This is a genomic window from Faecalibacterium sp. 3, assembly GCF_048323735.1.
Lineage (GTDB): Bacteria > Bacillota > Clostridia > Oscillospirales > Ruminococcaceae > Faecalibacterium > Faecalibacterium wellingii.
The window spans coordinates 405610-431881 of sequence record NZ_JBLWFN010000001.1; the positions used below are offsets into that span (position 1 = coordinate 405610).

Consider the following 26272-nt stretch of genomic DNA (forward strand, 5'->3'; position numbering starts at 1 on the left):
CCGGTCTGTGACCGCCCGCATCCGCTTTCCCACTATTTTGTTACTTTAAAAGCGCCCGCCGGGCTTTCCAGTCCGGCAGCAGCTTTGCCACCTCGGCCCAGAAAGCCGGGCTGTGGTTGGGCTGCAAAAAGTGGCAGTACTCATGCACTACCACATAGATCTGCGCCGCCGGGGGCATATGATACAGCTGCAAAGCAAAGGTGATCTGCCGTTTTGCCATAAAGCACACGCCCCACCGGCTGGTCATGCTGCGCACCTTGATGACGGGTTTGTGTCCGCCCAGCACTTCGGCAAAGGCCGGGTAGACCTTATCGCTCATGGCCGTAAAGTACGCCAGCGCGGTCTCCCTGTCCGGCAGGGGCTGTGCGTCCCGGGCGGCACGCCGCCGGGCACGTTCCCGGGCCTCCTGCACCCATTGGGCGCGCTCGGCCACAAAGCGGTCCGCAGCTTCCGCGCTCGTGCGCAGCGGCACGCTCACCGCCACGGTGCCGTCCTCCCGCACACGGATGTTCAGGTTCTTCACCTTTTTGCGGGTCAGCTCGTACCGGATGCCGCCTGCCGTGCGCAGCTGCGGCCCCGGCTGTTTTTCTGCCATGGGTCAGGACGCCTTTTTGACCCGGCGCAGCATTTCCAGCGGCAGCTGGGCCAGCACCACGGCTGCAAAGATCAGCACGCAGCCAAAGACTTCCCGGGCAGAAAGGTTCTGGTGCAGCAGCATCCAGCCGCCCAGCGCACTGAACACGCTTTCCAGACACATGATCAGGCTGGCAATGGCGGGGTTCAGGTCCCGCTGGCCCAAGATCTGCAGGGTGTAGGCCACGCCGCTGGACATGATGCCGCAGTAGAGGATCGGCAGCGCATTCTCCGCGAACTGCGCTGCGGAAGGTGTCTCGAACAGCAGAGCCGCAGCGGTGCTTTCCACCGATACCACCAGAAATTCGGCAAGGCTCAGCCGAACGCCGTCCACCTGCGGGGAAAAGTGGTCCACCGCAATGATCTGGAAGCTGAACAGCACTGCACAGCTCAGCAGGAGCCAGTCGCTGGATTCGATGCTGCCAAAGCCGTTTTTCATGCACAGCAGATACAGGCCCAGCACGGCCACCACCATGCTGACCCACAGCTGCGCACTGCCCTTCCGGCCCAGAAACAGGCCGAACACCGGCACCAGCACCACATACATGGCGGTCAGGAAGCCGGCCTTTGCCGTGGACGGATTGATGGTAATGCCGATCTGCTGTGCAGCGGATGCAGCAAACAGAAGGGTGCCGCACACAAAGCCTGCCGCCAGCAGCTTTTTCTTTTCGGCGGCGGTCTTTGGCTTTGCATCCGTGCCGTTTTTGCGGCGGATGGCGTCAAATACCAGCACCGTGGGGATCAGCACCAGCACAGCCAGCCAGCTGCGCCCCGCCAGAAAGCTGTAGGCACCCATCCCGGAGCCTGCGCTCTGGGCCACAAAGGCCGTACCCCAGATAAAGGAGCACAGCAGCAGGAGCAGAGAGTTTTTAGTCTGTGTATTCATCAGCCGACGCCCTCCACCTTCATCAGGCCGTACAGGTAGTAGCGGCTGGAATCATAGGAGATGGTCACACGGTACTGTGCCGCCGGGTCCAGCCCGGAAACGGTGCAGCGGTAGTTGGTGCCGTCGGTATGGATATAGTAGGTGCTGTCCGGCACATACTCTGCGCCGCCATCCACCTTTTTCCACAGTGCCACCTTGAATTTCTGGGTGCCCTCAGCGGTGCCGCAGGCCATGATATTCAGGCTGCCGGTGGGCGCAGTGAAATAGTCAGTGCTGCGGCTCCAGATGCCGTTGAACACGGCGTACAGGCAGCCGTCTGCCGTGGCCGCGGCAAACTTGGCAGAGGAGTCTGCGATCCCCTGAATGATCAGCGGGTCGGCGGTCGCATCTGCCCAGCGGGTGGTGTCCTCTTCCTGCACCTCGTCCGAGGTGCCCGTCGCCTTGTGCACAATGCCCTTCAGGACATCCTTGCAGCCAATCAGCCCCACTGCCAGCAGGACCGCCAGCAGCAGCGCAATGATCCTTTTTTTCATCTTCATACGTTTCCTCACGAAGCAACGCGCTTCTCTTTGCTTTTCATCCTTCTGCCCATTTTTCGGGCAGATACAATTATAGTATACCGCATTTCGCCGCACTGCACAAGACAGACGGCTTTGTTTTGTGCGGTTTGCCGCCCGATTTTACCCTTCTTTGCCGGTCAGCGCCCGCAGCGCAGCGCATTCGGCAGCGGCCTGCTCCGGTGCGCCCGCACCAAACAGACTGCCATACCGGTACAGCGCCCAGCCGCCCGCGTTCTGACCGCGCAGGTCCTGCACCTGCCTGGCCAGCGCATCGCCGGTGCTCCAGCCGCTCACGCTGTCCGGGTTCGCGCCGCCATCACCTACGCCGATGCGGTACGCGCCCAAGCCAAAATAGAGCGCCACGCCCTCTGCGCGCGGGTACGCCAGCCACGCGGGCACGATGTTCTCAAAGGCAAAGCGGGTGCTGCCGCTCTGCAGCGTGTAGCCATAGCCCCAGTAGACCTGCGGACAGAGATAGTCCACCACCTGCTCTTCGCCGCCTGCGGCCAGCCACGCGGTCACAGCGCTGTACTGGCTGTTGAGATCGTTGTCCGGATTCCCCTGCGGACTGATGCCGAACCGTAAAGTCGGGTCTGCGGCTTTTACCGTGTCGTGCACCGCCTTTACCAGTGCGGTCACATTCTGCTGCCGCCACGCGGCAAGGTCCACCGCACCGCTGGCCGCAAACTGCACCGCGTCGATGCTTTCCTCGGTGGTGGGGTAAAAGTAATCGTCAAAGTGGATGCCATCCACCGCATAGTTCTGCAAAAGCTCTGCCACGCCCTGCACCACATAATCCGCAGCGGCAGGCTCTGCCGGGTTCAGATACAGCCCGTCGCCCACCGCACACACCCACTCCGGATGGGTGTTGGCAAGGTTATTCTCCGCAAGGCTGGGCGGCATGGCGGCAGAGGACCGCAGCCGGTAGGGGTTCAGCCACGCTTCCACCGAGAGTCCCCGCCCGTGGGCCTCCTGCAGGAGGATGTCCAGCGGGTCAAAGCCGGGGTCTGCCCCCTGCACCCCGGTGCACAGGTGGCTCCATGGGAACAGGCTGCTGCGATACAGCGCGTCCCCGAAGGGCCGCACCTGCGCCAGCACCGTGTTCAGCCCAAGGCCCGCACAATTGTCCAGCATCTGTGCGCACCCGGCGCGGAAGGTGTCTGCCGTGGAGAAATCCAGCAGTGCCCATTCCAGATAGCTGATCCACACAGCCCGCCACTCGCCTGCAGGCAGAGCCGGGTTGTCAACGTTTTGTTGTTGGTTTTCTGTTTTATCCTGTCCGGAAAGCTCTTTGCGGCGCAGCCACAGCCCCGCGCCCACGCAGGCGGCGGCACCGGCCCCCAGCAAAAAGCTGCGCCGGCCAAAGCGGTGCGGCTCCACTTCCGTTTTTTTCGACCTGCGCCGCTGGGTCACAGGGTCTCCTCCTGCGTCTTATACAGGGTCAGCGCCGCCCAGCCCCGGGCACAGGCCAGCAGCACGAACATGATGTTCGTCCAGAAGGCAAGGCCGCTCATGCCCGCATAGCGGGTCAGCAGCCAGAACAAAAGGCGCAGCGCCTCCGAAATGCATACCAGCTGCAGCGGGCGCTGGATGGGCTTTCCGTGGCTGTACTCAATGGCAAGGAGGCCGGGCCACACCAGCGCCGAGCACAGGTCGCCCGCCCAGCCGCCTGCCGCCAGCTTGCTGAGCATCAGCAGCACGAACACCAGCGTGTAATTGCGCTTATCCTTGGCCGGTGCCCCCTTCTGCGCCGCCAGAAACAGTACTGCGATGCCGGTGATGCAGAACACGATCAGTTCCAGCCCCGAAAAATCCATGCCGCTCAGCACGGCAAAGCCGCCCAGCATGGACACTGCCGCTGCCGCCAGCAGGAAAAAGTACCAGGTCTTGCGTGTGAATTTGAGCTTCATTGCGTTCCTCCCGCCCGCAGCAGAGTGCAGGCTCCTGACAAAATTTTCAAAGAATTAAAAATATTATAGCACAAATGGATGCGGGTTGTGTTACAATAAGAAAAACTCTTTGGGAGGATCTTCATGAACACTGCTGTTTCCATCGTCCTGCTTGCCGCCGTGCTGGGCGTGATCGTTTTTCTGCTCTCCCGGCGCGAGAACGGCCGCCGCAGCCAGTATGGGCCCTCCGGTCTGTCGGAGTTCCGCACCGACCTGCCCCTTGACGAATGCTTTGACCGTCTGGACGAGCATCCGGACACGGACGAGTTTTTGTATGAGTGCCGCCGGGAAAAGGACGGCGGGTTCCTTTTGCACCTGACATTGCACCAGCCCACCCAGCAGCCGCTGGATACCCTGTACTCCCTGCGGCTGGACCCGGGCCGTCAGACTGTGGTGACCCTGATCTTCATCCGCGAGGCCTTTGGCTACAAGGAGCCGCTGTTCCCGCAGGAGATGCTGGACAAATTCATGCAGCAAAAGCTGGCAGCCCACCGCACAAAATAAACTTTTGCAGCAAAGTGCTTTTCATTTTGCGCGGAATTTGGTATACTGGTATATGCCGCAGCGCAGAATATGCGGGCTAGTAGCTCAGTTGGTCAGAGCTGGCGGCTCATAACCGCTTGGTCCCGGGTTCAAGTCCTGGCTGGCCCATAGAAAAAAGCACGAGATTTTGCTCTCGTGCTTTTCTTTTTGCATGAATAGGCGCTTTACTTGTACAATTCTTTGCTCATCTGTTTGCGGATCTCTTTGCGCCGCTTGTCATAGACCTGCGTGTAAATTGCAAGGGTCGTACTGGGCTGTGCGTGTCCGGCTTCTGCGGCCACCGTTGCCACACCGATATTGGGATTGGACAGCAGGATGCTCACGAAGGTGTGCCGGAACATATGCGGATGGATTTTCTCGATTAGGGGTACATATCACAGAGCACATGATACGCTGGCCGTTTTTGTTTGCCCCCATTGCGGCAGATCCTGCTTTCTGCCGCAAATTGCATCAGATCCCGCCGTTTGCTCAATGAGTATTTCCCGCCGTCCCGTTATACTGGGAGGGAAATGGAATTAAACGATGGAGGAACAGACCATGAAATACGGTGTCATCGATGTGGGTGGCGGCCTGCGGGGCATTTACGGCGCTGGCGTGCTGGACCGCTGCCTGGAGGAGGACCTCCGCTTCGATCTCTGCATCGGCGTTTCGGCGGGCAGCGCCAATATGACGTCCTATCTGGCAGGCCAGCATGGGCGGAATAAGCCCTTTTACGATGAATACTCCTTCCGCAGGGAGTACATGAGCGTGCACAACCTCATCCGCAAGCACTCCTATCTCGATCTGGGCTATGTCTACGGCACCCTCAGCAATGCAGGCGGCGAGAATCCGCTGGATTACGCGGCGCTTGCCCGCAGCCCGGCAGAGCTCTGCGTGGTGGCCGCTAATGCACAGAACGGCGAGGCGCAGTATTTCACCAAGGCAGACCTCCACCCGGACGACTACCGTATCCTCATGGCGTCCTGCTGCATCCCGGTCATCGACCAGCCCTGCGTCATCGACGGCGTACCTTATTTTGATGGCGGCTTGGCCGACCCCGTCCCGCTGGAATGGGCCTTTGCCCACGGCTGCGACCGGGTGGCTCTCATCCTGACCAAGCCCATCGGGCTGGCGAGCAGTGATGCCCGGGACAAGCATCTGGCACACCTGCTGCAGTCGCATTACCCCGCTGCAGCCGAGGGGCTGCGCCGCCGGGCATGGCGGTACAACACGGCTGTCCAGCGGGCGCGGGAGCTGGAGCGACAGGGCCTTGTCTGCATCATCGCCCCGGACAGCACCGAGGGAATGTCCACCCTGACCAAGAACCGCGCCGGCCTTGAAAAAATGTACGCCAAAGGCAAACAGGACGCCGAAGCGCTGGTGCGGTGGATGCAAAACACCAAACAAGATGAATCGGTGGGTACCTAGAGATGAAACCCGTTCACTTCTCTTGACAATATCCGCCCCGGACATAATATCCGCCCCGGACATTATAATATGATATGTACATACAGACAAAGGAACCTGGAGCGGTATCGCTCTGGGCTTTTTTGCATTTTGTTGTTCTGCTGCGGACAGATAGAGGGGGTCCGCAGCAGAGGATAGGAAACATCAGTCGGCCCGCCGCAGCGGAAACGTGTCCGCCGGGCAGAGCAAAAAATGGAAAAGGGGCGTTTCAGTAGGAATGTCAAAAAGTGTCGGATGCAGTTCATGACAAACAAAAGGCATCTGCAGTGGTTTCGGTCAACGAAACAGCGCTGCAGATGCCTTTCTCATTTTGTTCTTATCTGCACCACTTTGCAAACTCTTCGTCGGTGCACTTGACATAGTGGCTGCCGCTCACAAGGTGATCGGTGCCCTTATTGTAGTCGATGCCGGAAGATGCGTAGTCGTAGGTCTCAGCCACGCGGCGTTTTTCCACCACCGGGTTCGGCAGCGGGATGGCCGACAGCAGGCTGCGGGTGTAGGGATGGATGGGGTTCTCGAAGATCTCTTCGGTGGTACCCGTCTCCAGCAGATGGCCCAGATGCAGCACGCCGATGCGGTCCGAAATGTACTTGACCATGGAAAGGTCGTGCGCAATGAACAGGTAGGCCGTGCCGGTCTCCTGCTGGATATCCTTCATCAGGTTGACCACCTGTGCCTGAATGGACACATCCAGCGCCGAGATACACTCATCTGCGATGATGAGCTTGGGGTTCATGATGAGGGCGCGGGCAATGCCCACGCGCTGGCGCTGGCCGCCGGAGAACTGGTGGGGATAGCGCTCGGCATGTTCGGGCGCAAGGCCCACCTTGGCCAGAATTTTCTCCACCTTTTCGCGGCGCTCTTCGCGGGTCTTGTACATGTGGTGGATGTCCAGACCCTCGCCGATGATATCCTCCACCTTTTTGCGGGGGTTCAGGGACGCCATGGGGTCCTGAAAGATCATCTGCATCTGGGTGCGCAGGGTGTTGTTCTGGCTGTGGTTCAGCCTGCCGCTGATATCCTGCCCCTCAAAGGTGATCTTGCCGGCAGTGGGGTCATACAGGCGGATGACGCTGCGGCCGATGGTGGACTTGCCGGAACCGGACTCGCCCACCAGACCATAGGTCTCGCCGGGATAGATCTCAAAGCTGACATTGTCCACAGCCTTGACGGTATAGCTCTTGCTCACGCGGAAATACTGCTTCAGGCCCTCGACCTTCAGCAGCGGAGCAGCATTCTGTCCTGCCATTTATTCCGCCTCCTTGATCTTTTCTGCCTCGGCACGCATGCGGGCAATGCGCTGAGCAAGCTCAGGCGGCATGTCCACCTTGGGTGCGCGGGGGTCCAGCAGCCATGTAGCTGCATAGTGGGTGTCGCTGATCTTGAACATGGGCGGGTCCACTTCGTCGTCGATGTTCAGGGCAAAATGGTTGCGCGGCGCAAAGGCATCGCCCTGCTTCTCATGCAGCAGGTTCGGCGGCGAACCCGGAATGGTGTACAGACGGTCGTCTGCGGTGTCCAGATCGGGCATGGCGGAAAGCAGGCCCCATGTGTAGGGGTGGCGCGGCTCGTAGAAGATCTCGTCGATGGTGCCGGTCTCTACGATCTTGCCTGCGTACATCACGTCCACATAATCGGCCACCTTTGCCACAACGCCCAGATCATGGGTGATGTAAATGACCGAGATGCCGCGCTCACGCTGGATGCTGCGGATCAGCTCCAGAATCTTGGCCTGAATGGTCACATCCAGTGCCGTGGTGGGCTCGTCGCAGATCAGCAGGTCGGGGTCGCAGGCCAGTGCAATGGCAATGACCACACGCTGGCGCATACCGCCGGACAGCTGGTGCGGGTAGCTCTTCATGCGCTTTTCGGCATCGGTGATGCCCACCTCTTCCAGCAGCTGCACAGCCTTTTTGTAGGCGGCATCCTTGGGCATCTTGTAGTGCCACAGCATGCCCTCCATGATCTGCTTGCCGATGGGCATGGTGGGGTCAAGGCTGGTCATGGGGTCCTGAAACACCATGGCGATGCGCTTGCCGTTGATGTGGCGGCGGATCCACTTTTTGTCCTTCTGCAGCAGGTTCACCGTCTCGGGGCTGCCGTCGGCGTGATGGTAGCTGAACTGGATGGAGCCGCTGTTCACAATGGCGTTCTGTGCCAGAATGCCCATGGCGGCCTTCATGGTAACGGACTTGCCGGAACCGGATTCGCCTACCAGCGCCACCGTTTCGCCCTTGTACAGGTCGATGTTCACGCCGCGGATGGCGTGCACCGGGCCTGCGGTGGTCTTAAAGGTGATATCAAGGTCTCGCACCGACAAGACCTGTTCTTTTTTCTTTTCAGGCATGGGGTGTTCCTCCTTACATACTCTTCATCTTGGGGTCCAGAGCCTCGCGCAGGCCGTCGGCCACGAGGTTGAAGCTCATCATCAGCAGACTCATGACCACCATCGGCGGGATGATCTGATAGGGATGGGTGGTAAAGCTGTTGTACAGCTCGCTGATCAGAGAACCCAGCGAGCACTGCGGCACCGGGATGCCCAGACCCACAAAGGACAGGAATGCCTCAGTGAAAATTGCGGTGGGGATGCTGAACATGACCTGCGTGATGATGGGTCCGATGATGTTGGGCAGCACTTCCTTGAAGATGATGAAGAAGCTGCCTGCGCCCAGCGTGCGGGAAGCCAGCACGAACTCCTGATCCTTCAGCTTGAGCATCTCAGCGCGGGCAATGCGGCTCATGCCCACCCACTCGGTGAGCATCAGGGCAAAGATAATGGTGATCATGCCGGGCTTGAGCACCAGCAAAAGCAGCGTGACGATCACCAGACGGGGAATGCCGTTGGCAACTTCCAGAAAACGCTGCATCATCATATCCACCTTGCCGCCAAAGTAGCCGGAGATCAGGCCGTAGCTCATGCCGATGACCATATCGATGATGGCGGCGGCAACCGCGATGATCAGGGACACGCGGGCACCCTCCCAGGTGCGGGTCCAGATATCGCGGCCATAGGTGTCGCTGCCGAACCAGTAGTAGACATCCTCCTTGCCCTTTTCCACATAGGCATTGACCGTCTTGGAACCGGTGGTGGTGCTCATTTTCTCGTCACCGTTGAAGATGCCGAAGTTTTCCAGCACCTGCACGCGGGGCGCAAAGTTTTTCTGGCTCAGCTCCTGACCGGAGTAGGTATACTCGTTCATGCCGGGGCCAAATGCCGCCAGCAGCACGATAAAGACCACGAGGATCAGGCCGAGCACCGCGCTCTTTTTGCGGAAGAAGCGCACCCGCACATCCTTCCAGAAGCTCTGTGCGGCAAAGTTCGAGTCCATTGCGATCTCTGCGTCGTTATGCTTGAGCGCAAAGTCCTTCTCGTTGAAGGTATGCTCGGAATACATGGTATCCACTGCGCTGACGATGGCATCAGCCGTGGCTTCGCCGCCCAGGTGAATCGCTTTTTCTGCCATATCAGTCGTCCCCCTTTGCCAAGCGGATGCGCGGGTCGATGATGCCGTACAGCAGGTCAACGACCAGCATGATGCCAATGTACATGGCGCTGTAGATAAAGCTCAGGCTGATGACCACATTGTAGTCGTTGGACTGGATGGCCGTCACCAGCAGGCTGCCCACACCGGGAATGGCAAAGATCTTCTCCACCACCAGCGAGCCGGTCATCAGGTCCACGATCAGCGGGGCCAGCACGGTGATAATGGGGATCAGCGCATTGCGCAGCGCGTGGCGGAAGATCAGCGCCGGGCCGGAAATGCCCTTGCTCTCGGCCAGCAGCATATAATCGGAGTCCAGAACCTCGATCATTTCACTGCGGGTAAAGCGGGCAATGGAAGCCATGGTGAACATGGACAGCGAGATGCTGGGCAGCACACTGGAGCCGAACACATCCTTTGCGGAGAACAGCATGGGGAACCACTTGAGCTTGAAGCCAAAGGTATAGCTCAGGGCCAGTGCGATCACGTAAGACGGCACCGACACGCCAATGACCGAGATAATGGTGGCCAGAGTGTCGAAGATGGTGTCCCGCTTGAGGGCTGCAATGATGCCGAGCACAAGGCCCACGATGGCACCCAGTGTAACAGCCATGCCGCCCACACGGATGGAAATGGGCAGACGGGACTGGATCAGCTGGGAGATGGGCGTGTTCTTGGAGATATTGTAGCTGACGCCGAAGTCACCGCGCAGCATGTTGGTCACATAGCGGAAGAACTGTACATAAATGGGCTGATCCAGACCGTACTTTGCGTACAGGGATGCGCGCATTTCCGGCGTCAGCTTTTCATCGTTGAAGGGCGAACCGGGCATCAGCTGCATGAGGATGAACAACACCAGCAGGATGGCCAGCAGCGTAAACAACGAAGTGATGATACGCTTGAGCGTGTATTTTTTCACGTTGGGTAGACCCCCTTAAAGTTTCTTCTCCGCCCCGCACGGGGCAGAACTGCTCCCGCCTGCCGTGGTCAGCCGTGCGCCGCACGCGGACAGTGCAAAAGCCAAAAAGTCGCACAGCGGCAATCACGCTGCCACTGTGCGGCATTTCAGTTCTCGATCAGGATCAGACGCTCTTCTTTGCGTCCTTGTAGACGCGGTTCAGAGCAACCGGGTGGAAGTCCACGCCGGTCACGGCAGAAGAGATCATCTCGGCGTTGCACTGACCATACAGCGGGAAGATGGCGGCCTGCTCCAGCACGATGGACTCGGCGTCATACATGGCTTCCCAGCGGCCCTCGGGATCGGTGCACAGATCACCGGTGGTGCACTCTGCGATGATGGCATCGTAGTCAGCGTCGCTCCACAGACCGTAGTTGTTGGAGTTGCCGGTGACCCACATGCCCAGATAGGTCATGGGATCGGCGTAGTCGGGGCCCCAGCGGGTCAGGCCGATCTCAAAGTTGCCGTCCTGCATATCCTGCACGCGCTGCTTCTTGGGCTCCACCTTCAGCTCCAGAGTAAAGCCGGGCAGAGTGGTCTGCAGCTGCTCCTGAACGACCTGAGCGACCTTCTGGGGAGCATCGTCGGCATCGACGACCATGGTGAAGGAGAAGGAATCCTTGCCCAGCTCAGCCTTAGCCTGCTCGTAGTACTCTGCAGCCTTGTCGGGATCGTATGCGCAGAACTCTGCAAACTTGGTCTGGTCGGCGCTGAAATCGCTGCCATCCGGGCCGGTGGCGAACTGTGCGGGCACTGCGGTGTAGGCGGGAGAAGAGCCGTCCTTCAGCACGTCATTGGTGATGGAATCACGATCCAGTGCAAAGGTGATGGCACGGCGCAGGTTCAGGTTTGCCAGCTCCGGCACAGCATCCATGTTGGGGCTGATGTACCACAGGTAGCCGGCGCCCACGCTGGTGAACTCGGGGTCGTCCTTGACCTGCTCCACCTGCTCGCCGTTCAGCAGAGTGATATCCAGATCGCCGTTCTGATAGCTCATCAGAGCCTGCTGGCTGTCCTTGATGACCTGATAGTTCAGGCCGTCCAGAGCAATGCGGTCAGCATCGTAGTAGTCGGCGTTCTTCACCAGCTCAAAAGCGGTGGCGGCCGGCTCATAGCTGGTCAGCACGAATGCACCGTTGGACAGCACGGTGTCTGCGCTGGTGCCGTAGGTATCGCCGCAGCTCTCAAAGAACTTCTGGTTCATGGGGTAGAAGGTGGGGAAGTACATCAGGCTCAGGAAGTAGCTGACCGGAACATTCAGCTCCACCTTCAGGGTCTTGTCGTCCACTGCGGTGATGCCCAGATCGGTGACAGGCTTGCTGCCTGCAATGATGTCGGCGGCGTTGACCACCTGACCGATATCGCTCAGCATGTAGGCATACTCGGATGCGTTTGCGGGGTCAACAGCACGCTGCCAGCCAAACACGAAGTCGGCTGCGGTAACGGCATCGCCATTGGACCACTTTGCATCCTTCAGGTGGAAGGTGTAGGTCTTGCCGTCCTCGCTCAGCTCATAGCTCTCTGCCAGAGCCTCCACAGCTGCACCGTTCGCATCCATCTGCATCAGGCCGTCGGTGTAGTTGGCGATGACCTCAAAGGAGGTGCCGTCGGTAGCCAGCTGGGGGTCCAGAGACTGGACTTCGGTCTCCAGCATGACGTTCAGCACACCACCCTCAGCAGAGGCGGCTGCACCAGAAGCAGCGGTGGAGCCGGAAGCAGCGGTGCTGGAAGAGCCGCCGCAGGCAGTCAGAGCCAGTGCAGCAGCCGATACGCCTGCAGCAGCCAGGAAGCTGCGGCGAGAAATACGACGATCGAATTTCATATTTTTTCCCTCTCTCTCATGCCTCATTGCTTTATTGTGGTAAAGCAGTAAGTTCTAAAAAATGCACAAAGGTTTTTATACTCCTCCTCCGGAGCCTTGCACACCTTTGTGCGATACCCGCATTATACGCTGTTCCGCCTAAAAAAGAAAGGCTTCCGGCTGTTTTTCTGTGCTTTGACCAATGGTCAGTGAAAAATATGTTTTTATTTTTGTGCAGATTTGAAGATGCGGTGTATTCCCAGAAAATACAGTTTCATGAAAACATGAGTTTTTTGTGTTTTTCAGGCAAACAAATGAAGAATTTTCATCTGTTTATTCGTGTTTTCTGCGCATAAAACAGCCTTCTGCGGTTTTTCCTGTCCACATGCAGAGCACAAAAAATCCCTGCCGGGGCCCATGGTTCCGGCAGGGAAATCAGCTTTTATTCTTTACGCAAACAGCGCCACCACATAGGTCTCGCCGCCGTACTGGATGAACACAGCGCCCATCCGGCTGCAGCCTGCCGCGCAGCGGCTCAGGCTCCGGGCAGCCTGACCGGCAGCCGGTGCATACAGGTAGCCGGTAAAGGCCCGGCTCTGGTTATCCAGCACAAGGCCGATGGTCACGCTGATGGGGATATTGACCCAGATGTTGGAGGATATGCTGGAATGATCGATAAAAGAATTCAGGTCCGTATCCGTCATGTTGCCGGAGTCCGCTGTCAGCTCCACCTTGCGGGCAAGCAGGCCGGACTGGGTGCCCAGCTGTCCGGGTTCTTCCACCAGCCATTCTGCCAGACGGCTGGCCGAAGCTTCCAGCTCTGTGCTGTAGGCAAGACCGGTGTCGATCTCCTTCATCAGGGCCGCGGCCTGCTCCGTATCCTCGTGCACCGTACCTGCCAGCACGCTGCTGCATCCGGCCAGCACAGCCAGCGCCAGTGCCGCCGCCATCAGCGCCGTCAGGATCATCCTTGTGTGTTTCATGCGGTGGTCTCCCCTTTCGAGCTGTTTTTCTCCATGATACCCTTTTTGCAGCCGGATCGCAAGTGCTTTCCGCAGCAAAAAGGGCCGCTGCACCCAATCGTACAGCGGCCCTCTGATCCCAAATCTTTATTTTGCGTATTCCACAGCGCGGCTCTCGCGGATGACGTTGACCTTGATCTGGCCGGGGTAATCCAGCGTATCCTCGATCTTCTTGGCAATGGAGCGTGCCAGCAGGATCACCTGATCGTCGCTGATGACGTCAGGCTTTACCATGATGCGCACTTCGCGGCCTGCCTGCACGGCAAAGGCCTGCTCCACACCCTCAAAGCTGGAAGAGATCTCCTCCAGATTTTCCAGACGCTTGACGTAGCTTTCCACATTCTCGCGGCGGGCACCCGGGCGTGCAGCGCTGATGGCGTCGGCAGCCTGAATGATGAAGGCCAGCGGGGTCTTGGGCTCCACGTCGCCGTGGTGGGCCTCAATGGCATGGATGATCTGGGTATTTTCCTTATACTTGCGGCAGATATCCACACCGATCTGCACATGGCTGCCCTCGATCTCGTGATCCAGTGCCTTGCCGATATCATGCAGCAGACCGGCACGGCGTGCCATGGTCACATTCACACCCATTTCGCCTGCCAGCAGACCGGCCACCCATGCCACCTCCATGCTGTGGGTCAGGGCGTTCTGGCCAAAGCTGGTGCGGTACTTCAGTCGGCCGATCAGCTTGATGAGGTCGGGGTGCAGGCCATGGATGCCCAGCTCCATCACGGCACGCTCGCCCTCGCGCTTCATCTGCAGCTCCAGATCGTGGCGGCACTTTTCCACCGTCTCCTCAATGCGGGCGGGGTGGATGCGGCCATCGCCGATCAGTCGTTCCAGCGTCATGCGGGCAACCTCGCGGCGGGTCTGGTCGAAGGAGGACAGGGTGATGGCCTCCGGGGTATCGTCGATGATCAGGTCCACACCGGTAGCCGTTTCCAGCGCACGGATGTTGCGGCCCTCGCGGCCGATGATGCGGCCCTTCATTTCGTCGCTGGGCAGCGGCACCACGCTGACGGTGGTCTCGCTGCAGTGGTCGGCAGCGCAGCGGCTGACGGCCTGACCGATCAGGTTGCGTGCAATGTTGTCGCAGTTCTCCTTCAGGTCGGTCTCATAGGCGGCAACGCGCACTGCCTTTTCGTGGGTCAGCTCCTCGTCCACCTTGTGCAACAGCACTTCGCGGGCATCCTCCTGGCTCAGACCGGCCAGCGTTTCCAGACGCTCCATCTCCTTGGCACGCAGGGCGTCGATCTCCGCCAGACGCTCTTCGGCCTCAGCGGAACGCTTTTTCAGCTCTTCTTCCTTGCGTTCCAGCGCCTCGGTCTTGCGGTCGAGGGCGGTCTCCTTCTGGTCGATGCGGTTCTCCTGACGGCTGATCTCCGCACGGCGCTGTTTGATCTCCTTGTCGGCTTCTGCCTTCTGGGCATCCACCTCGGCCTTCAGCTTGAAGGCCTCGTCCTTTGCTTCCAGAACCGCTTCCTTGCGCTTCTGTTCTGCGGTCTTGATCGCTTCGTTCACCAGACGGGTGGCCTCGGCTTCCGCGCTGCCGATCTGGGCTTCGGCGGTCTTTTTACGGTTGTTGTAACCAATAAAATAGCCTGCACCGATGCCCGCAGCAAGCGCGACGATCAAGATCACGATCCAGATGATCGTGGACATCGCATTTCACTCTCCTTTGTTAAAATTCAAAATTCTGAATCATAAGCAGGAGACGCTGTAGGGCAGGTGTAGGCTGCAAACATTTTTTATAAGTGAGCTTTCAATGCAAAAAGTGGCAACAAGACCACACGCACGGCAAATGCCGCACGAACAGGCTGCAAGCTTTTCTATCTACGGTTCTATCTTATATAAAAACAGGCAGGCTCTGCCTGTAAGGGACACGCGTCACGGGAACGACCTGCACACAGCGTCTTTTATTCCATACTACTATTTATAGTACGAAACATTTGCCCGCTTGTCAAGAGGAAAAGCCTGTCCCGCGTGCAATATTTTGTACAGAAAAACAAAAATGCCCGGCCCGGGCATCGCCGCCCGGGCCGGGTCGTGATTTTTACCGCGCGCTGGTAGTTGCTGTGCTTTCCAGCCCGATCTTCCAGATGATGTTCTTTCCCGGGGCGAGCTGATACTTCACCTCGACCCGGTCATTCGTGGTAAAGTCAGAATCGACAAAGCCGATTCCGGCTGCATTCTCTACTGTGCTCGAAGATACGCGGCCCCAGCAGGAACCGTTTTCCTTATTAAAAGTAAAGCTATCAGCTTTTGCGTCCTGAATATAGTATCCTTTCTTTTTATCGCTATAGAACGATACGCTGAACTTATTCTCATCAAAAATCGGTGCAGCCACGCCCTCTCCGGCTTCTGCATTCAGGTTAAAGTTTATACCTGTGATGATGTCGACCGACATCGTATATTTCACGCCCTCGATCGTTTTGATCTTTTCGGTCACCACGATATCGCTATTACCGTCCACCGGTACCCAGCAGGCGCTCAGTGCACCGGCGCAGGCCATGACCGCTGCGGCAACCGCACCGGTTTTCAGGAATGTTCTGCGGGAGATCTTACGGGGGGGGGGTATGTTTCATCGTCAGTTTCTCCTTTGTGCGCCGTAAAAGCGCCGTTTCTGCAGGAAAATGTCTTTTGTGATTCACAGAATAGCAGAAACCGGCATGAAATTCAAGATTTCCATGCCGGTTTCTCACGATATACAACAAAAAATATTATTCCAGATACATCCTGCGCAGCCGCATCAGGCGCGCCGGGGTCAGGCCGTATTCGGCTTCCAGATAATTTTCTGCGCTGCCGTATTTTGCGCGGATGGTGCGCAGCACAAAGGGGGCTGCCTCCGGGCTGACGCCCGCCGCACTGCGGTGGAAGTTCTCGCGGCGGGGGTCTCTGGCGATCTCATCGGCGTGGGCTGCCAGGCGTGCTTCGATCTCCGCCTTGCGGCAGAGGTTCGTGCGCTCATAGTCCGCGCAGATGGTCTCATCCGACGCGCCCAGTGCCAGCAGGATGAGCATGGCCGCCACGCCGGTGCGGTCCTTTCCTGCCGAGCAGTGGAACAGGATGGGGGTCTCGCCCGCTTCCAGTGCGCGGAACAGCTCCTTGAAAGCCTTATTGCCAAACAGCATCCGCTCGTACATGGTCTCCACAAAAAAGCTGCCGTCCGGGTTCTCCTTGCGGCCATTCATCAGGGCGGCGATGTCATCCGGCGCAAAGGAGATCTCGCGGCCATCCTCGGCGCACAGGCCGCAGATCTGCACCAGCCGTGCGCCGTCCGGCACATAGTCCGGCTCTCTGCGGGCCTCTTCCGTGCTGCGCAGATCAAGGATCAGGCGCAGGCCCAGCGCATCCAGCTTCGCGCGGTCGGCCTCCCCGGTGAGCTTGCAAGTAGGGATACCGCGCCAGATCTGGCCCCACTTCACATGCTTGCCCTCGTCGGCTTCATAGCCGCCCAGCTCCCGGAAGTTGGTGCCGCCGGCAAAGTCCAGCTGGGTGCCGGGCACCGGGTGGGCCGGTGCAGCCTTTGCCGCAGCGCTGGACAGCACCGGGAAGTTGTAGAACGGCTTTGCGGGCCGTCCGCGGCGGGGCGGCAGGCTGGCCGAACCACCCAGCATCTCCATCAGGTAGCCGCGCAGCAGGTCGATGTAGGCAGAGGAATGATCCCGCCGCTGCACCAGAGAGACGCACAGCGGGGGCAGGTCTTCCAGCAGCACATCCCGCACGCGGTCCAGCTCCCGCCGGGCACCCGGCTCGTAGCGGGTCAGACAGGTGCACAGCTGCTCCTGCACAAGGTAATAGGCCTGATAGAAGCTGGGGCCGATCTCCGCATTCGGCGCAAAGCCCGCCCGGGCGCAGGCCGACCACAGCGGGCTGAACAGATCCTGCCGCAGGCTGGGCAGCAGCACCCGCTGACCCCGCAGCTCTGCCAGCGGGATGCTCTCCTTATCCCAGAACGCGTGCCCCCGGGGCACCAGCAGGCAGGCGGGGTCTGCCCGCAGGGTGGTGCGGGCCAGCACCGGCGCAGCGCAGCCCAGATCGATGACCAGACCCGCGTCCAGCTCCCCCTGCTCCACATCGTCCGCCACCGCATCGTTGTCCATCATGCGGAAGCGCATCTCCACATGGGGGTACTGCTGGCGGAACTTGTCCAGCTGGGTCTCCAGCCCGGGCAGGTAGTCCGGCACCAGCGACACGCTGATGCCGATGCGTACCGGCTGTGCCGACTGGATCTCGGCCCGCAGGGATGCCTGCATCTGCTGGAACTGCTCCACCACCGGCGCGGCATGGCGCTGCAGGCTCATGCCGCGGTCGGTAAGGGTGAGCCTGTGGTGGGCGCTGAGGAACAGCGGCCCGCACAGCTCGGCTTCCAGCGCAGAGATGCTCTGCCGCAGTGCTTGCCGTGACAAAAACAGCCGCTGTGCCGCGCGGCTGTAATTCATTTCATCGCACAATACCAGAAAGTAGTGCAGCTGGCGGATATCCATGGTTTCCTCCCTGAGAAAAGTATCGTATAAAGAATACCGCCTTTTTACGCGATTGTAAAGCCGTTGGCAGCAAAAAACTGCCGCACGGCATTGCACCGTGCGGCAGTCAGAGCGCGGAACGATCAGATCAGGCTCAGTGCTTCCTCGTCTGCCACAAGGACGCAGTCCGGATGCAGCTGCAGGATGCTGCCGGGGCAGGCAGGGGTCACAGGGCCGGTCACGGCGTCCTTGACGGCCTGTGCCTTGGCTTTACCGTTGGCTACCACCAGCACCTTGCGTGCCTGCATGATGGTCTTGATGCCCATGGTGTATGCCTGTTTGGGGACAAGGGCCTCGTTGCCGTCAAAGAAGCGCTTGTTGGCTTCGATGGTAGTGGGCGCAAGGTCCACACAGTGGGTCTCCAGCTCAAAGGCTTCGCCCGGCTCATTGAAGCCGATATGACCATTGGGGCCGATGCCCAGCAGCTGCAGGTCGATGCCGCCCAGCTTGTGGATGATGCCATTGTAGCGGGCACACTCGGCGGCAGTGTCCAGATTGGTGCCGTCCGGCAGGTTGGTCTTGGCCGGGTCGATATTCACCTTGCTGAACAGGTTCTCGTTCATGAAATACCAGTAGCTCTGGGGGTGCTCCTTGGGCAGGCCGCGGTACTCATCCAGATTGACAGTAGTGACCTCGGAGAAATCCAAATCGCCTTTGTTGTACCAGTCCACCAGCTGTGCATACGCGCCCACGGGGGTGCCGCCGGTCGCCAGACCCAGCACGCAGTTGGGCTTCATAATGACCTGTGCCGAAATGATATTGGCTGCCTTGCGGGACATATCCGCATAATCTTTTGCACGAATGATCTTCATCACAAACGACCTCACTTATCATCTTTTTTGCCGCTCTGCACGGGCTGCGCAGAGCACTTCTGCATTTAGTTTATCACATTTCGCAGACAAGCGCCAGTCATCCCGGCCATCTTTTCGGCGTGTTTGCACAAAAAGATGCAAAGTTCCACCCTTTGGGCCGGCATTTCCGGTCATGAATGCGCAAAAACGCCGCCGGGCGTTTCCACACCGGCGGCGCTGCATGTTGAAAGATCAGTTTCCGCTGCACAGGCCGCAGGCGGCACAGGCGGCGGGGGTGGCGGCACAGCCGCCAAGGGCGGTCTCGCGCAGCTCGGCAGGCAGGCGCTTGCCCACGGCGTACATGGCGTCCAGCATCTGGTCGAAGGGGATCAGCTGGCGGATGCCGCTCAGGGACAGTTCCGCTGCAATGAGGGCGTTGGCCACACCGGCAGCGTTGCGGTTCTGGCAGGGGTACTCCACCAGCCCGCCTACGGGGTCGCACACAAGGCCCAGCATGTTCATCAGCACGGTGGAAGCCGCATCCAGACACTGCTGCGGGTCGCCGCCCATCAGCTCCACGGCGGCAGAAGCAGCCATGGCGGACGCAATGCCCACCTCGGCCTGACAGCCGCCCACGGCACCGGCCACGGTGGCGTTGCGCATGGCAAGATAGCCCACGGCACCGGCGTTGAACAGGGCATCCACGATGCGCTGGTCGGAGATGCGGTAGCACTCCTGCAGCGCCAGCATCATGCCCGGCACCACGCCTGCAAAACCTGCGGTGGGTGCAGCCACGATCAGGCCCATGGAAGCGTTCACTTCCAGCACGGCCATGGCGTAGGTCATGGCCTTCTGCAGCACATCGCCGCAGATGTTTTTCTTCTTATTATAATGTGTTTCCAGCTTTTTGGCCTCGCCGCCAATGAGCCCGCCCATGGATTTGATGGGCTTTTTCAGCGGCTGGGTGGCAGAAGCGCGCATGATCTCCCATGCCTTTGCCATGCGGTGATCCACAGCATCCCGGGGCACTTCGCCCAGAATGCATTCCCGCTGGCGCATCACTTCCGAAATGGGCAGTTGGTTTTCCTCGCACAGGTCCAGCAGCTCCTTGGCGGACTTGAAATCCATGTTCATCGCTCGTCCCTCCTTACGGCTGCACGACCATTACATCGTTGATGTTCGGGTTTGCCAGCAGCAGCTGATCCACACCCTCGGGCAGGCGCTCATCCGACTCCACGATGGTGTAAGCCGTGTGTCCCTTTCCCTCGCGGAACAGACGCATGAATGCGATATTCACGCCGCGGTCGCTGAGGATCTTTGAGATATGCGCCACCACGCCGGGCTTGTCCTTCTGCACCACGATGAGGGCATTGTACTCGCCGGTAAAGTCCACCTCCACGCCGTTGATCCGCACGATGCGCACCTTGCCGCCGCCCAGCGATTCACCGCGCACGGTCATTACCTGACCGGCCGCATTCTCCATGCGGATATCCACCGTGTTGGGGTGGATATCGGTCTCCACCTCATTGGGGGTGAAGCTGTAGCCAAGGCCGCGGTCGGTGGCAATGGCAAAGGAATCCCGGATGCGGGTATCATCGGCCGAAAATCCCATGATGCCGCCCAGCAGGGCGCGGTCGGTGCCGTGGCCGTGGTAGGTCTTGGCAAAGGAACCGTAGAGGGTAAAGTCCGCCCGCTTCAGCGGCGGGGCGATCATCTTCTGTGCCAGAAAGGCGATGATCTCCGCGCCTGCGGTGTGGGAGCTGGAAGGGCCGATCATGTTCGGGCCCAGAACATCAAAAACACTGATAAATGCCATGGGGTGTCACTCCTGTCAGGTCAAGAACCGCGCGCCGCGCATCAGACGCTTGCGCTGCTCTTGTTGATGAACTTCTGGTAGATGGTCTCCACGATAACGCCGATGGCGTTGTCGCCAGAGACGTTGCAGGCAGTGCCGAAGGAATCCTGCGTGATGTACAGAGCCACCATGATGGCGCAGATGGGGCCATTGGGGTCACCGGCCTCAGCGCCAAAGATCATGTACAGGAAGGGCAGAGCGGTCATGATGGAGCCGCCGGGAGCACCGGGAGAAGCCACCATGGCAACGCCCAGCGTCATGATGAAGGGCACCACGGTAGCAAGGCTGATGGGCAGCTGGTTCATCAGGCAGACGGCAGTTGCGCAGGCGGTAATGGTGATCATGGAGCCTGCCATGTGGATGTTGGCGCACAGAGGCACCACGAAGTTGCGGATCTGCTCGCTCACGCCATCAGCCGCAGCGCACTGCAGGTTGACCGGGATGGTGGCTGCAGAGGACTGAGTGCCCAGAGCGGTGGTGTAACCGGGGATCTGGTTGCGGATCATCTTGAAGGGGCTCTTGTGGCTCACAGCGCCTGCAACGCAGAACTGCAGGAAGATGCAGACCAGATGCATGATGATGACCACCAGGAACACCTTCCACAGGATGCCCAGAATGGCGTAGGTCTTGCCGGACTTAGTCATGTCGATGAAGGTACCGCAGACGTACAGGGGCAGCAGCGGGATGATGACGCTGTGCAGCACCTGATCAATGATGCCGGAGAAGTCCTTCATGCTATTATAAAGTGTATCACCGATGGTCTTGCCGCGCAAGGTGGACATGCACAGGCCCAGCACGAAGGCCAGCACCACGGCAGACAGGGTGTCCAGCAGCGGAGGGATGGAGATGGAGATGTAGCTGGCCAGAGAGTTGTCAGCCGTGGCGGCGATCTGTTCCAGAGCGCCTTCGCTCATGAAGCTGGGGAACAGGCTTGCAGACACCAGATAGGATGCCGAGCCTGCGATCAGGGTGGAGCCGTAGGCCAGAGCCACCGTGATGAGCAGCAGCTTGCCTGCGCCGCTCTTCAGGTCGGCAATGCCCATGGTGACGTAGGCCACGATCATCAGCGGGATGATGAACTTCAGGAACGAGCTGAAGATGCTGGATGCCGTGACGACGACCCGGCAGAACCACACCGGGAAGAACTGGCCGATGATGATGCCCAGCACGATGGCGATGAGCAGCTTCGGCAGCAGTCCGAGCTTGAATTTTTTCTTTTCCATAAGAATAAAATCCTCCTTTTCCTATTCTGACCTTTGTGCGGCACCTGACAGCGCTCTCTCCACCGCAGCCCGCACGGCCAGCCTTTCACGAAACGTCAAATTTTTACTTGACGTGTTGACACATTTAGTTTAACATAGACATACGCATGATTCAAATTCATAAAAATAAAGTTATAGTTTAAAAATCTTAATAGCAAAGGAGCTTTGTCATGGAAGTGCGCCAGCTGAACACCCTGATCCGTGCCGCCCAGTTCCAGAGCTTTTCCAAGGCAGCGGAAAGTCTGGGCTATTCCCAGTCTGCCGTTACCGTGCAGATCAAGGCGCTGGAAGAAGAGCTGGGCGTGCGCCTGTTCGACCGCATGGGCAAGCGGGTGATCCTGACCGCACAGGGCCAGTGCTTTCTGGAATACGCCAACAGCATTCTGGACACCATCCACAACGCCCGCCGCGCCTTGAGCGAGGACGCCGAGCTGGAGGGCTGCCTGCATATCGGCACACTGGAATCCCTCTGCTTTTTCCGTCTGCCCGGCCTGATGCATCAGTTCCGGCTGGAGCACCCCAAGGTCAGCCTGCGGATCACTACCGGCTCCCCGGAAGAGCTCATTGAAAAAATGGAGCGCGGTCAGGTGGACCTGATCTGCATTCTGGACGAGCCCCGCTACTCCAACAGCTGGCACAAATGCAACGAGATCCCGGAAGAAGTGGTGTTTGCGGCGTCGCCGGACATCGATCTGGGCCACCCCGGGCCCTACCGGGTGGCAGAGCTTCTGGACAAGCCCTTTTTCCTCACCGAACGCAATGCCAACTACCGCCGCACCTTTGACCGGTTTCTGGCTTCCCGCCAGATCGAGCTGACCCCCAGCCTTGAGATCAGCGATACCTCCTTTATCATCAAGATGCTGGAGCGCTCCTCCGGCATTTCCCTGCTGCCGCGCTTCGCTGTGGCCGAGCCTGCGTCCAGAGGAGATCTGCGCATTCTGGAGGTGTCGGACTTCCGGTTGACCATGTACCGCCAGATGTTCTACCACAAGGATAAATGCTGCACCCGGGAAATGGACGCCTTTATCCAGCTGGCCTCCGGGCCGGACCTGCCTCTTTTATAATACAGAAAGCAGCAGACCCCCGGGCGGTTCACCGCCCGGGGGTCTGCTGTGCTGAGGAGATTTCAGGAATTTGCAAAGCATTGCGCAGACTGTGTGCAGGCACAGCCCCGCAGATGAGGATGATCAGGCAAAGAAGGAGATGACCAGTGCCACCAGGAAGCCGACGCCGCCCACCAGAGTTTCCATGATGGTCCAGGTCTTGAGGGTGGTCTTTTCATCCATGCCCACCAGGCTCTTCACCAGCCAGAAGCCGGAGTCGTTGAAGTGAGAGCACACGGTGGAGCCGCCGGCGATGGCAGCGGTGACGCAGGCCAGATACAGCGGGCTCAGCTCGCTGATGCCGGGCATTGCGGAGATGATACCGGCTGCCATGGTCATAGCCACGGTAGAGGAACCAACAGAGATGCGCACCAGAGCAGCCACGATGAAGGCCACCAGCACCAGCGGCAGGCTGGCGTTTGCCACGGCGTTGCCGATGACATCGCCCAGACCGGAGTTCTGCAGCATGTAGCGCAGCACGCCGCCGCAGGCGGTGACCAGCAGGATCATGCCGGTGGGCTCAAGGGACTTGGTCATGATCTTTTCCAGCTGGGCATTGTTATAGCCGTGACGGGTGCCCAGCAGATACATGGCAGCGATGGTAGCCAGCAGCAGAGCCATGAAGGGCTCGCCGAGGAAGGCCAGAACGGGCTGGATGCCAGCCAGAGCGGGCACCACCTTTGCCACAGAGTTTGCGATGATGAGGACCAGCGGGATCAGGATGATGCCCACGATGGTGCCAAACTTGGGCAGCTTGCTCTCGTCGATATCTGCCTGCTGTGCAACGTGCTCAGGCACCTCGATCATATACTTCTTGCCGCAGATGGAGCCCCAGATGGGACCGGCAGCGATCATGGCGAAGATGCCGCAGAAGATGCCGATGAGGATGACCCAGCCCAGATCAACGCCCAGCATGCTGGCCACCAGAACGGGGCCCGGCGTGGGAGGGATGAAGGCGTGGCCGACAGCCAGACCGGCCAGCAGGGGGATAACATAGTACAGGACCGAGCGCTTGGTGCGCTTTGCCAGCGAGAAGGCCAGCGGGATCAGGATGATCAGACCGGCATCAAAGAACACCGGCATGGCCACCACCAGACCCGTGATGCCCAGCGCCCATGCGGCTTTTTCGTCGCCGAACTTGCGCACCATGGTCACGGCCAGCGTCTGTGCGCCGCCGGATTCTTCCAGAATGGCGCCGAACATGGAGCCAAGGCCCACCAGAAGAGCGATGCCCTTTAAGGTGTTGCCGATGCCTTCGTTGACCGAGCCGATGATGTCAGACAGGGGCATACCGGCCATCAGGCCGATGCCCACCGCACCGATCAGGATGGAGATCATGGCATGCACTTTGAACTTGATGATAAGGATGAGCAAAAGGATCAGGCCCGCCACTGCGGCGAACACGAGCCGTGCGGCGTCCGGGGTTGCAACAGCTGTCATAAACATATCCTCCATTTTTGATGTTATGTTTGCTTTGGGTCTTATTTCAGCGCCGTCCCCGCAGACGGACACCGGATTCCGATGGATTTTTATAGACGAAGCAATATCCGCTTTTTTATTTTTGGCGTAACCTTCACCAGACCGTTCAGTAAAACATCGCTGAGCAGTTGATTTTTGAGTTTGTGTCCAGCCTCCGCAGGAGCGTCTCTTACTCCATGTAAGCGCCCTTCATGGGGCTGACGGCGTGCTGAGAGTAGAGCTTCAGCAGGCCCTTGGTGTATTTGGGAGCCTTGGGCTTCCAGTTGGCACGGCGCTGGGCAAGGATGGCCTCCATCTCTTCGGGGGTCTTTTCCTCACCGTTCACGCCCACGATGGCAAGCTGACGGTTCGGCACATCGATGCGGATGAGGTCGCCCTCTTCCACCAGAGCGATGGGGCCGCCCACTGCAGCCTCCGGGCTGACATGGCCGATGACCGGGCCGCGGCTTGCGCCGGAGAAGCGGCCGTCGGTGATGAGGGCTACGCTGGAAGCCAGCTTGGGGTCGGCGCAGATGGCCTCGCCGGTGTAGAACATCTCGGGCATGCCGCTGCCGCGGGGGCCTTCGTAACGGATGAAGATGGCGTCGCCGGGCTGGACCTGCTTGTTCAGAACAGCGCTGATGCACTCTTCCTCGCTGTCAAAGGGCTTTGCGCGCAGGGTGGCGTGGAACATGTTCCTGGGGCAGGCGGTGTGCTTGATGACGCTGCCCTCCGGGGCCAGATTGCCCTTCAGAATGGCGATGCTGCCGTCGGTGCCCTTGGCGTTGTCAAAGCTGTGGATGATGTCCTCGCGGGTGACTTTGATGCCCAGACCCTTGGTCTTTTCCTGCAGGATCTCGTCGCAGTGCTCGTAGAAGCCGTTCTTCTTCAGCTCTTCCAGATTTTCGCCCAGCGTCTTGCCGGTGACGGTCATCACGTCCAGATGCAGCATGGACTTGATTTCTTCCATCACGCGGGGCACGCCGCCTGCATAGTAGAAGTACTGTGCAGGCCAGTCGCCGGAGGGACGGATGTTCAGCAGATAGTGTGCGCCGCGGTGCATCCGGTCAAAGGTATCAGCGTCGATCTCAAAGCCGAACTCGTGGGCGATGGCGGGCAGGTGCATGGTGGCATTGGTGGAGCCGGAGATGGCGGCGTGCACCATGATGGCGTTTTCAAAGCTCTTCATGGTAACGATGTCCTTGGCCTTGATGCCCTCGGCTACCAGCTTCATCACCTGAACGCCGGCATCGTAGGCGGCCTGCTTCAGCTCCGGGGCGGTGGCGGGCATCAGGGCGGTGCCCGGCAGCATCAGGCCCAGTGCCTCGGCCATGATCTGCATGGTGGAAGCGGTGCCCATAAAGGAGCAGGCACCGCAGCTGGGGCAGGCGTTGTGCTTGTAGTAGTCCAGCTGTTCGTTGGGGATGACGCCGGTCTTTTCCCATGCGTCGAACTTGCCGATCTGTTCCAGCGTCAGCAGGTCGTTGATGGCGCAGGCGGGGTCGTTGACCACGTACTTCTTGGGCAGGGTGTGGGCCTCCATCACGCCGCCGGTGACCACGATGGCGCTCATATCCTTCAGGCGGCCAATGCTCATCAGCATGGCGGGCATGGACTTGTCGCAGCTGGCGATGAACACACCGCCGTCGTACACGGTGGCGTTGGCCTGAGCCTCCACCAGATTCACGATGGCGTCACGGTGGGGCAGCGAGTAGTTGATGCCGTCGTGGCCCTGTGCGATGCCGTCGCACATATCGGTTGCAAAATAGCGTGCAGCCTTGCCGCCGTGGGTGTTGACTGCCTGTACAGCCTCCTTCACGAACTGATCCAGATGGGCGCTGCCGGGGTGGCTGTCGCCAAAGGTACTCTCCACCATGATCTGGGGCTTTGCAAGGTCGTCCACCTTCCAGCCCATGCCGATCTTCAGCGGATCGTTTTCCGGTGCCAGTTTACGCACTGCCTGAGAACGCAGTTCCATGATCATACCTCCAAAATAC

The 26272-nt window shown here is 59.3% G+C and carries 24 protein-coding genes and 1 tRNA gene; 4 read left to right on the plus strand and 21 right to left on the minus strand.

Annotated elements, in window-relative coordinates; genetic code table 11:
- Window positions 1–40: 40 nt before the first annotated feature.
- The 5 genes from ACNSPV_RS01870 to ACNSPV_RS01890 all read right to left on the minus strand — a co-directional run bounded on the left by ACNSPV_RS01870 (window position 41) and on the right by ACNSPV_RS01890 (window position 3989).
- Window positions 41–595 (minus strand): M48 family metallopeptidase, encoded by a 555-nt coding sequence (locus tag ACNSPV_RS01870; protein ID WP_348584808.1) that lies wholly within the window; start codon window positions 593–595, stop codon window positions 41–43.
- A 3-nt stretch (window positions 596–598) separates the two neighbouring features.
- The gene (locus tag ACNSPV_RS01875; RefSeq protein ID WP_348584807.1) at window positions 599–1519 is read right to left on the minus strand and encodes a DMT family transporter; all 921 of its coding nucleotides are present in this window, start codon (window positions 1517–1519) and stop codon (window positions 599–601) included.
- The gene (locus ACNSPV_RS01880; RefSeq protein WP_348584806.1) at window positions 1519–2052 is read right to left on the minus strand and encodes a hypothetical protein; all 534 of its coding nucleotides are present in this window, start codon (window positions 2050–2052) and stop codon (window positions 1519–1521) included. Before ACNSPV_RS01880 ends, ACNSPV_RS01875 begins: the two co-directional genes overlap by 1 nt.
- 147 nt (window positions 2053–2199) lie before the next feature.
- Entirely contained in the window at window positions 2200–3492 is a 1293-nt protein-coding gene (locus ACNSPV_RS01885) for a glycoside hydrolase family 10 protein (RefSeq protein WP_348584805.1), read from the minus strand.
- On the minus strand, window positions 3489–3989 hold the full coding sequence (locus ACNSPV_RS01890; RefSeq protein WP_249237529.1) for a conjugal transfer protein TraD: 501 nt from the start codon (window positions 3987–3989) through the stop codon (window positions 3489–3491). The genes ACNSPV_RS01885 and ACNSPV_RS01890 overlap by 4 nt, the downstream gene beginning before the upstream one ends.
- A gap of 123 nt (window positions 3990–4112) precedes the next feature.
- Here ACNSPV_RS01890 and ACNSPV_RS01895 point away from each other — a divergent pair, with 123 nt between their 5' ends.
- Together ACNSPV_RS01895 and ACNSPV_RS01900 are read left to right on the plus strand one after the other, a co-directional pair.
- Window positions 4113–4532: a hypothetical protein gene (locus ACNSPV_RS01895; protein WP_249237530.1), complete on the plus strand. Its 420-nt coding sequence runs from the start codon at window positions 4113–4115 to the stop codon at window positions 4530–4532.
- Between the two features lie 73 nt (window positions 4533–4605).
- Window positions 4606–4679: transfer RNA gene (locus ACNSPV_RS01900), tRNA-Ile, on the plus strand.
- Between the two features lie 56 nt (window positions 4680–4735).
- Here the strand turns inward: ACNSPV_RS01900 and ACNSPV_RS01905 are convergent.
- Window positions 4736–4933, minus strand: coding sequence for a tyrosine-type recombinase/integrase (locus ACNSPV_RS01905; RefSeq protein WP_418268288.1), 198 nt, complete (start codon window positions 4931–4933; stop codon window positions 4736–4738).
- 175 nt (window positions 4934–5108) lie between these two features.
- On the opposite strand from ACNSPV_RS01905, the gene ACNSPV_RS01910 reads away from it, so the two are divergent.
- The gene (locus ACNSPV_RS01910) at window positions 5109–5978 is read left to right on the plus strand and encodes a patatin family protein (protein ID WP_348584804.1); all 870 of its coding nucleotides are present in this window, start codon (window positions 5109–5111) and stop codon (window positions 5976–5978) included.
- Between the two features lie 355 nt (window positions 5979–6333).
- Here the strand turns inward: ACNSPV_RS01910 and ACNSPV_RS01915 are convergent, their stop codons facing one another.
- From ACNSPV_RS01915 to ACNSPV_RS01975, 13 genes are all read right to left on the minus strand, one after another.
- The gene (locus ACNSPV_RS01915) at window positions 6334–7266 is read right to left on the minus strand and encodes an ABC transporter ATP-binding protein (RefSeq protein WP_249237533.1); all 933 of its coding nucleotides are present in this window, start codon (window positions 7264–7266) and stop codon (window positions 6334–6336) included.
- Window positions 7267–8364: an ABC transporter ATP-binding protein gene (locus tag ACNSPV_RS01920; RefSeq protein WP_348584803.1), complete on the minus strand. Its 1098-nt coding sequence runs from the start codon at window positions 8362–8364 to the stop codon at window positions 7267–7269. It abuts the gene before it with no gap.
- A 13-nt stretch (window positions 8365–8377) separates the two neighbouring features.
- Complete coding sequence (locus tag ACNSPV_RS01925) at window positions 8378–9481, minus strand: ABC transporter permease (RefSeq protein ID WP_097780984.1); 1104 nt, start codon at window positions 9479–9481, stop codon at window positions 8378–8380.
- A 1-nt stretch (window position 9482) separates the two neighbouring features.
- Window positions 9483–10418, minus strand: coding sequence for an ABC transporter permease (locus tag ACNSPV_RS01930; RefSeq protein ID WP_005936865.1), 936 nt, complete (start codon window positions 10416–10418; stop codon window positions 9483–9485).
- Window positions 10419–10581: 163 nt separating this feature from the next.
- Window positions 10582–12279 (minus strand): peptide ABC transporter substrate-binding protein, encoded by a 1698-nt coding sequence (locus tag ACNSPV_RS01935; protein ID WP_348584802.1) that lies wholly within the window; start codon window positions 12277–12279, stop codon window positions 10582–10584.
- A gap of 428 nt (window positions 12280–12707) precedes the next feature.
- Complete coding sequence (locus ACNSPV_RS01940) at window positions 12708–13241, minus strand: hypothetical protein (protein ID WP_348584801.1); 534 nt, start codon at window positions 13239–13241, stop codon at window positions 12708–12710.
- 126 nt (window positions 13242–13367) lie between these two features.
- Complete coding sequence (rny, locus tag ACNSPV_RS01945; RefSeq protein ID WP_249237536.1) at window positions 13368–14942, minus strand: ribonuclease Y; 1575 nt, start codon at window positions 14940–14942, stop codon at window positions 13368–13370.
- A gap of 391 nt (window positions 14943–15333) precedes the next feature.
- Complete coding sequence (locus ACNSPV_RS01950) at window positions 15334–15858, minus strand: twin-arginine translocation signal domain-containing protein (RefSeq protein WP_418268289.1); 525 nt, start codon at window positions 15856–15858, stop codon at window positions 15334–15336.
- Between the two features lie 142 nt (window positions 15859–16000).
- Window positions 16001–17767, minus strand: coding sequence for a tyrosine-protein phosphatase (locus tag ACNSPV_RS01955; RefSeq protein ID WP_348584799.1), 1767 nt, complete (start codon window positions 17765–17767; stop codon window positions 16001–16003).
- A 122-nt stretch (window positions 17768–17889) separates the two neighbouring features.
- Entirely contained in the window at window positions 17890–18618 is a 729-nt protein-coding gene (nagB, locus tag ACNSPV_RS01960) for a glucosamine-6-phosphate deaminase (RefSeq protein WP_348584798.1), read from the minus strand.
- A gap of 231 nt (window positions 18619–18849) precedes the next feature.
- Window positions 18850–19725, minus strand: a complete 876-nt coding sequence (gene sdaAA / locus ACNSPV_RS01965) for an L-serine ammonia-lyase, iron-sulfur-dependent, subunit alpha (protein WP_348585167.1) — start codon at window positions 19723–19725, stop codon at window positions 18850–18852.
- A 19-nt stretch (window positions 19726–19744) separates the two neighbouring features.
- Complete coding sequence (sdaAB, locus tag ACNSPV_RS01970; RefSeq protein ID WP_154256401.1) at window positions 19745–20413, minus strand: L-serine ammonia-lyase, iron-sulfur-dependent subunit beta; 669 nt, start codon at window positions 20411–20413, stop codon at window positions 19745–19747.
- A gap of 41 nt (window positions 20414–20454) precedes the next feature.
- Window positions 20455–21675: a dicarboxylate/amino acid:cation symporter gene (locus ACNSPV_RS01975; protein WP_348584797.1), complete on the minus strand. Its 1221-nt coding sequence runs from the start codon at window positions 21673–21675 to the stop codon at window positions 20455–20457.
- A gap of 209 nt (window positions 21676–21884) precedes the next feature.
- On the opposite strand from ACNSPV_RS01975, the gene ACNSPV_RS01980 reads away from it, so the two are divergent.
- Window positions 21885–22778, plus strand: a complete 894-nt coding sequence (locus tag ACNSPV_RS01980; RefSeq protein WP_339396017.1) for a LysR family transcriptional regulator — start codon at window positions 21885–21887, stop codon at window positions 22776–22778.
- Between the two features lie 123 nt (window positions 22779–22901).
- Here the strand turns inward: ACNSPV_RS01980 and ACNSPV_RS01985 are convergent, their stop codons facing one another.
- Both ACNSPV_RS01985 and ilvD read right to left on the minus strand, forming a co-directional pair.
- On the minus strand, window positions 22902–24257 hold the full coding sequence (locus ACNSPV_RS01985) for a gluconate:H+ symporter (RefSeq protein WP_337679926.1): 1356 nt from the start codon (window positions 24255–24257) through the stop codon (window positions 22902–22904).
- 208 nt (window positions 24258–24465) lie between these two features.
- A complete protein-coding gene (gene ilvD / locus ACNSPV_RS01990) occupies window positions 24466–26253 on the minus strand; it encodes a dihydroxy-acid dehydratase (protein WP_348584796.1) in 1788 nt (595 codons plus the stop codon).
- Window positions 26254–26272 lie beyond the last annotated feature (19 nt).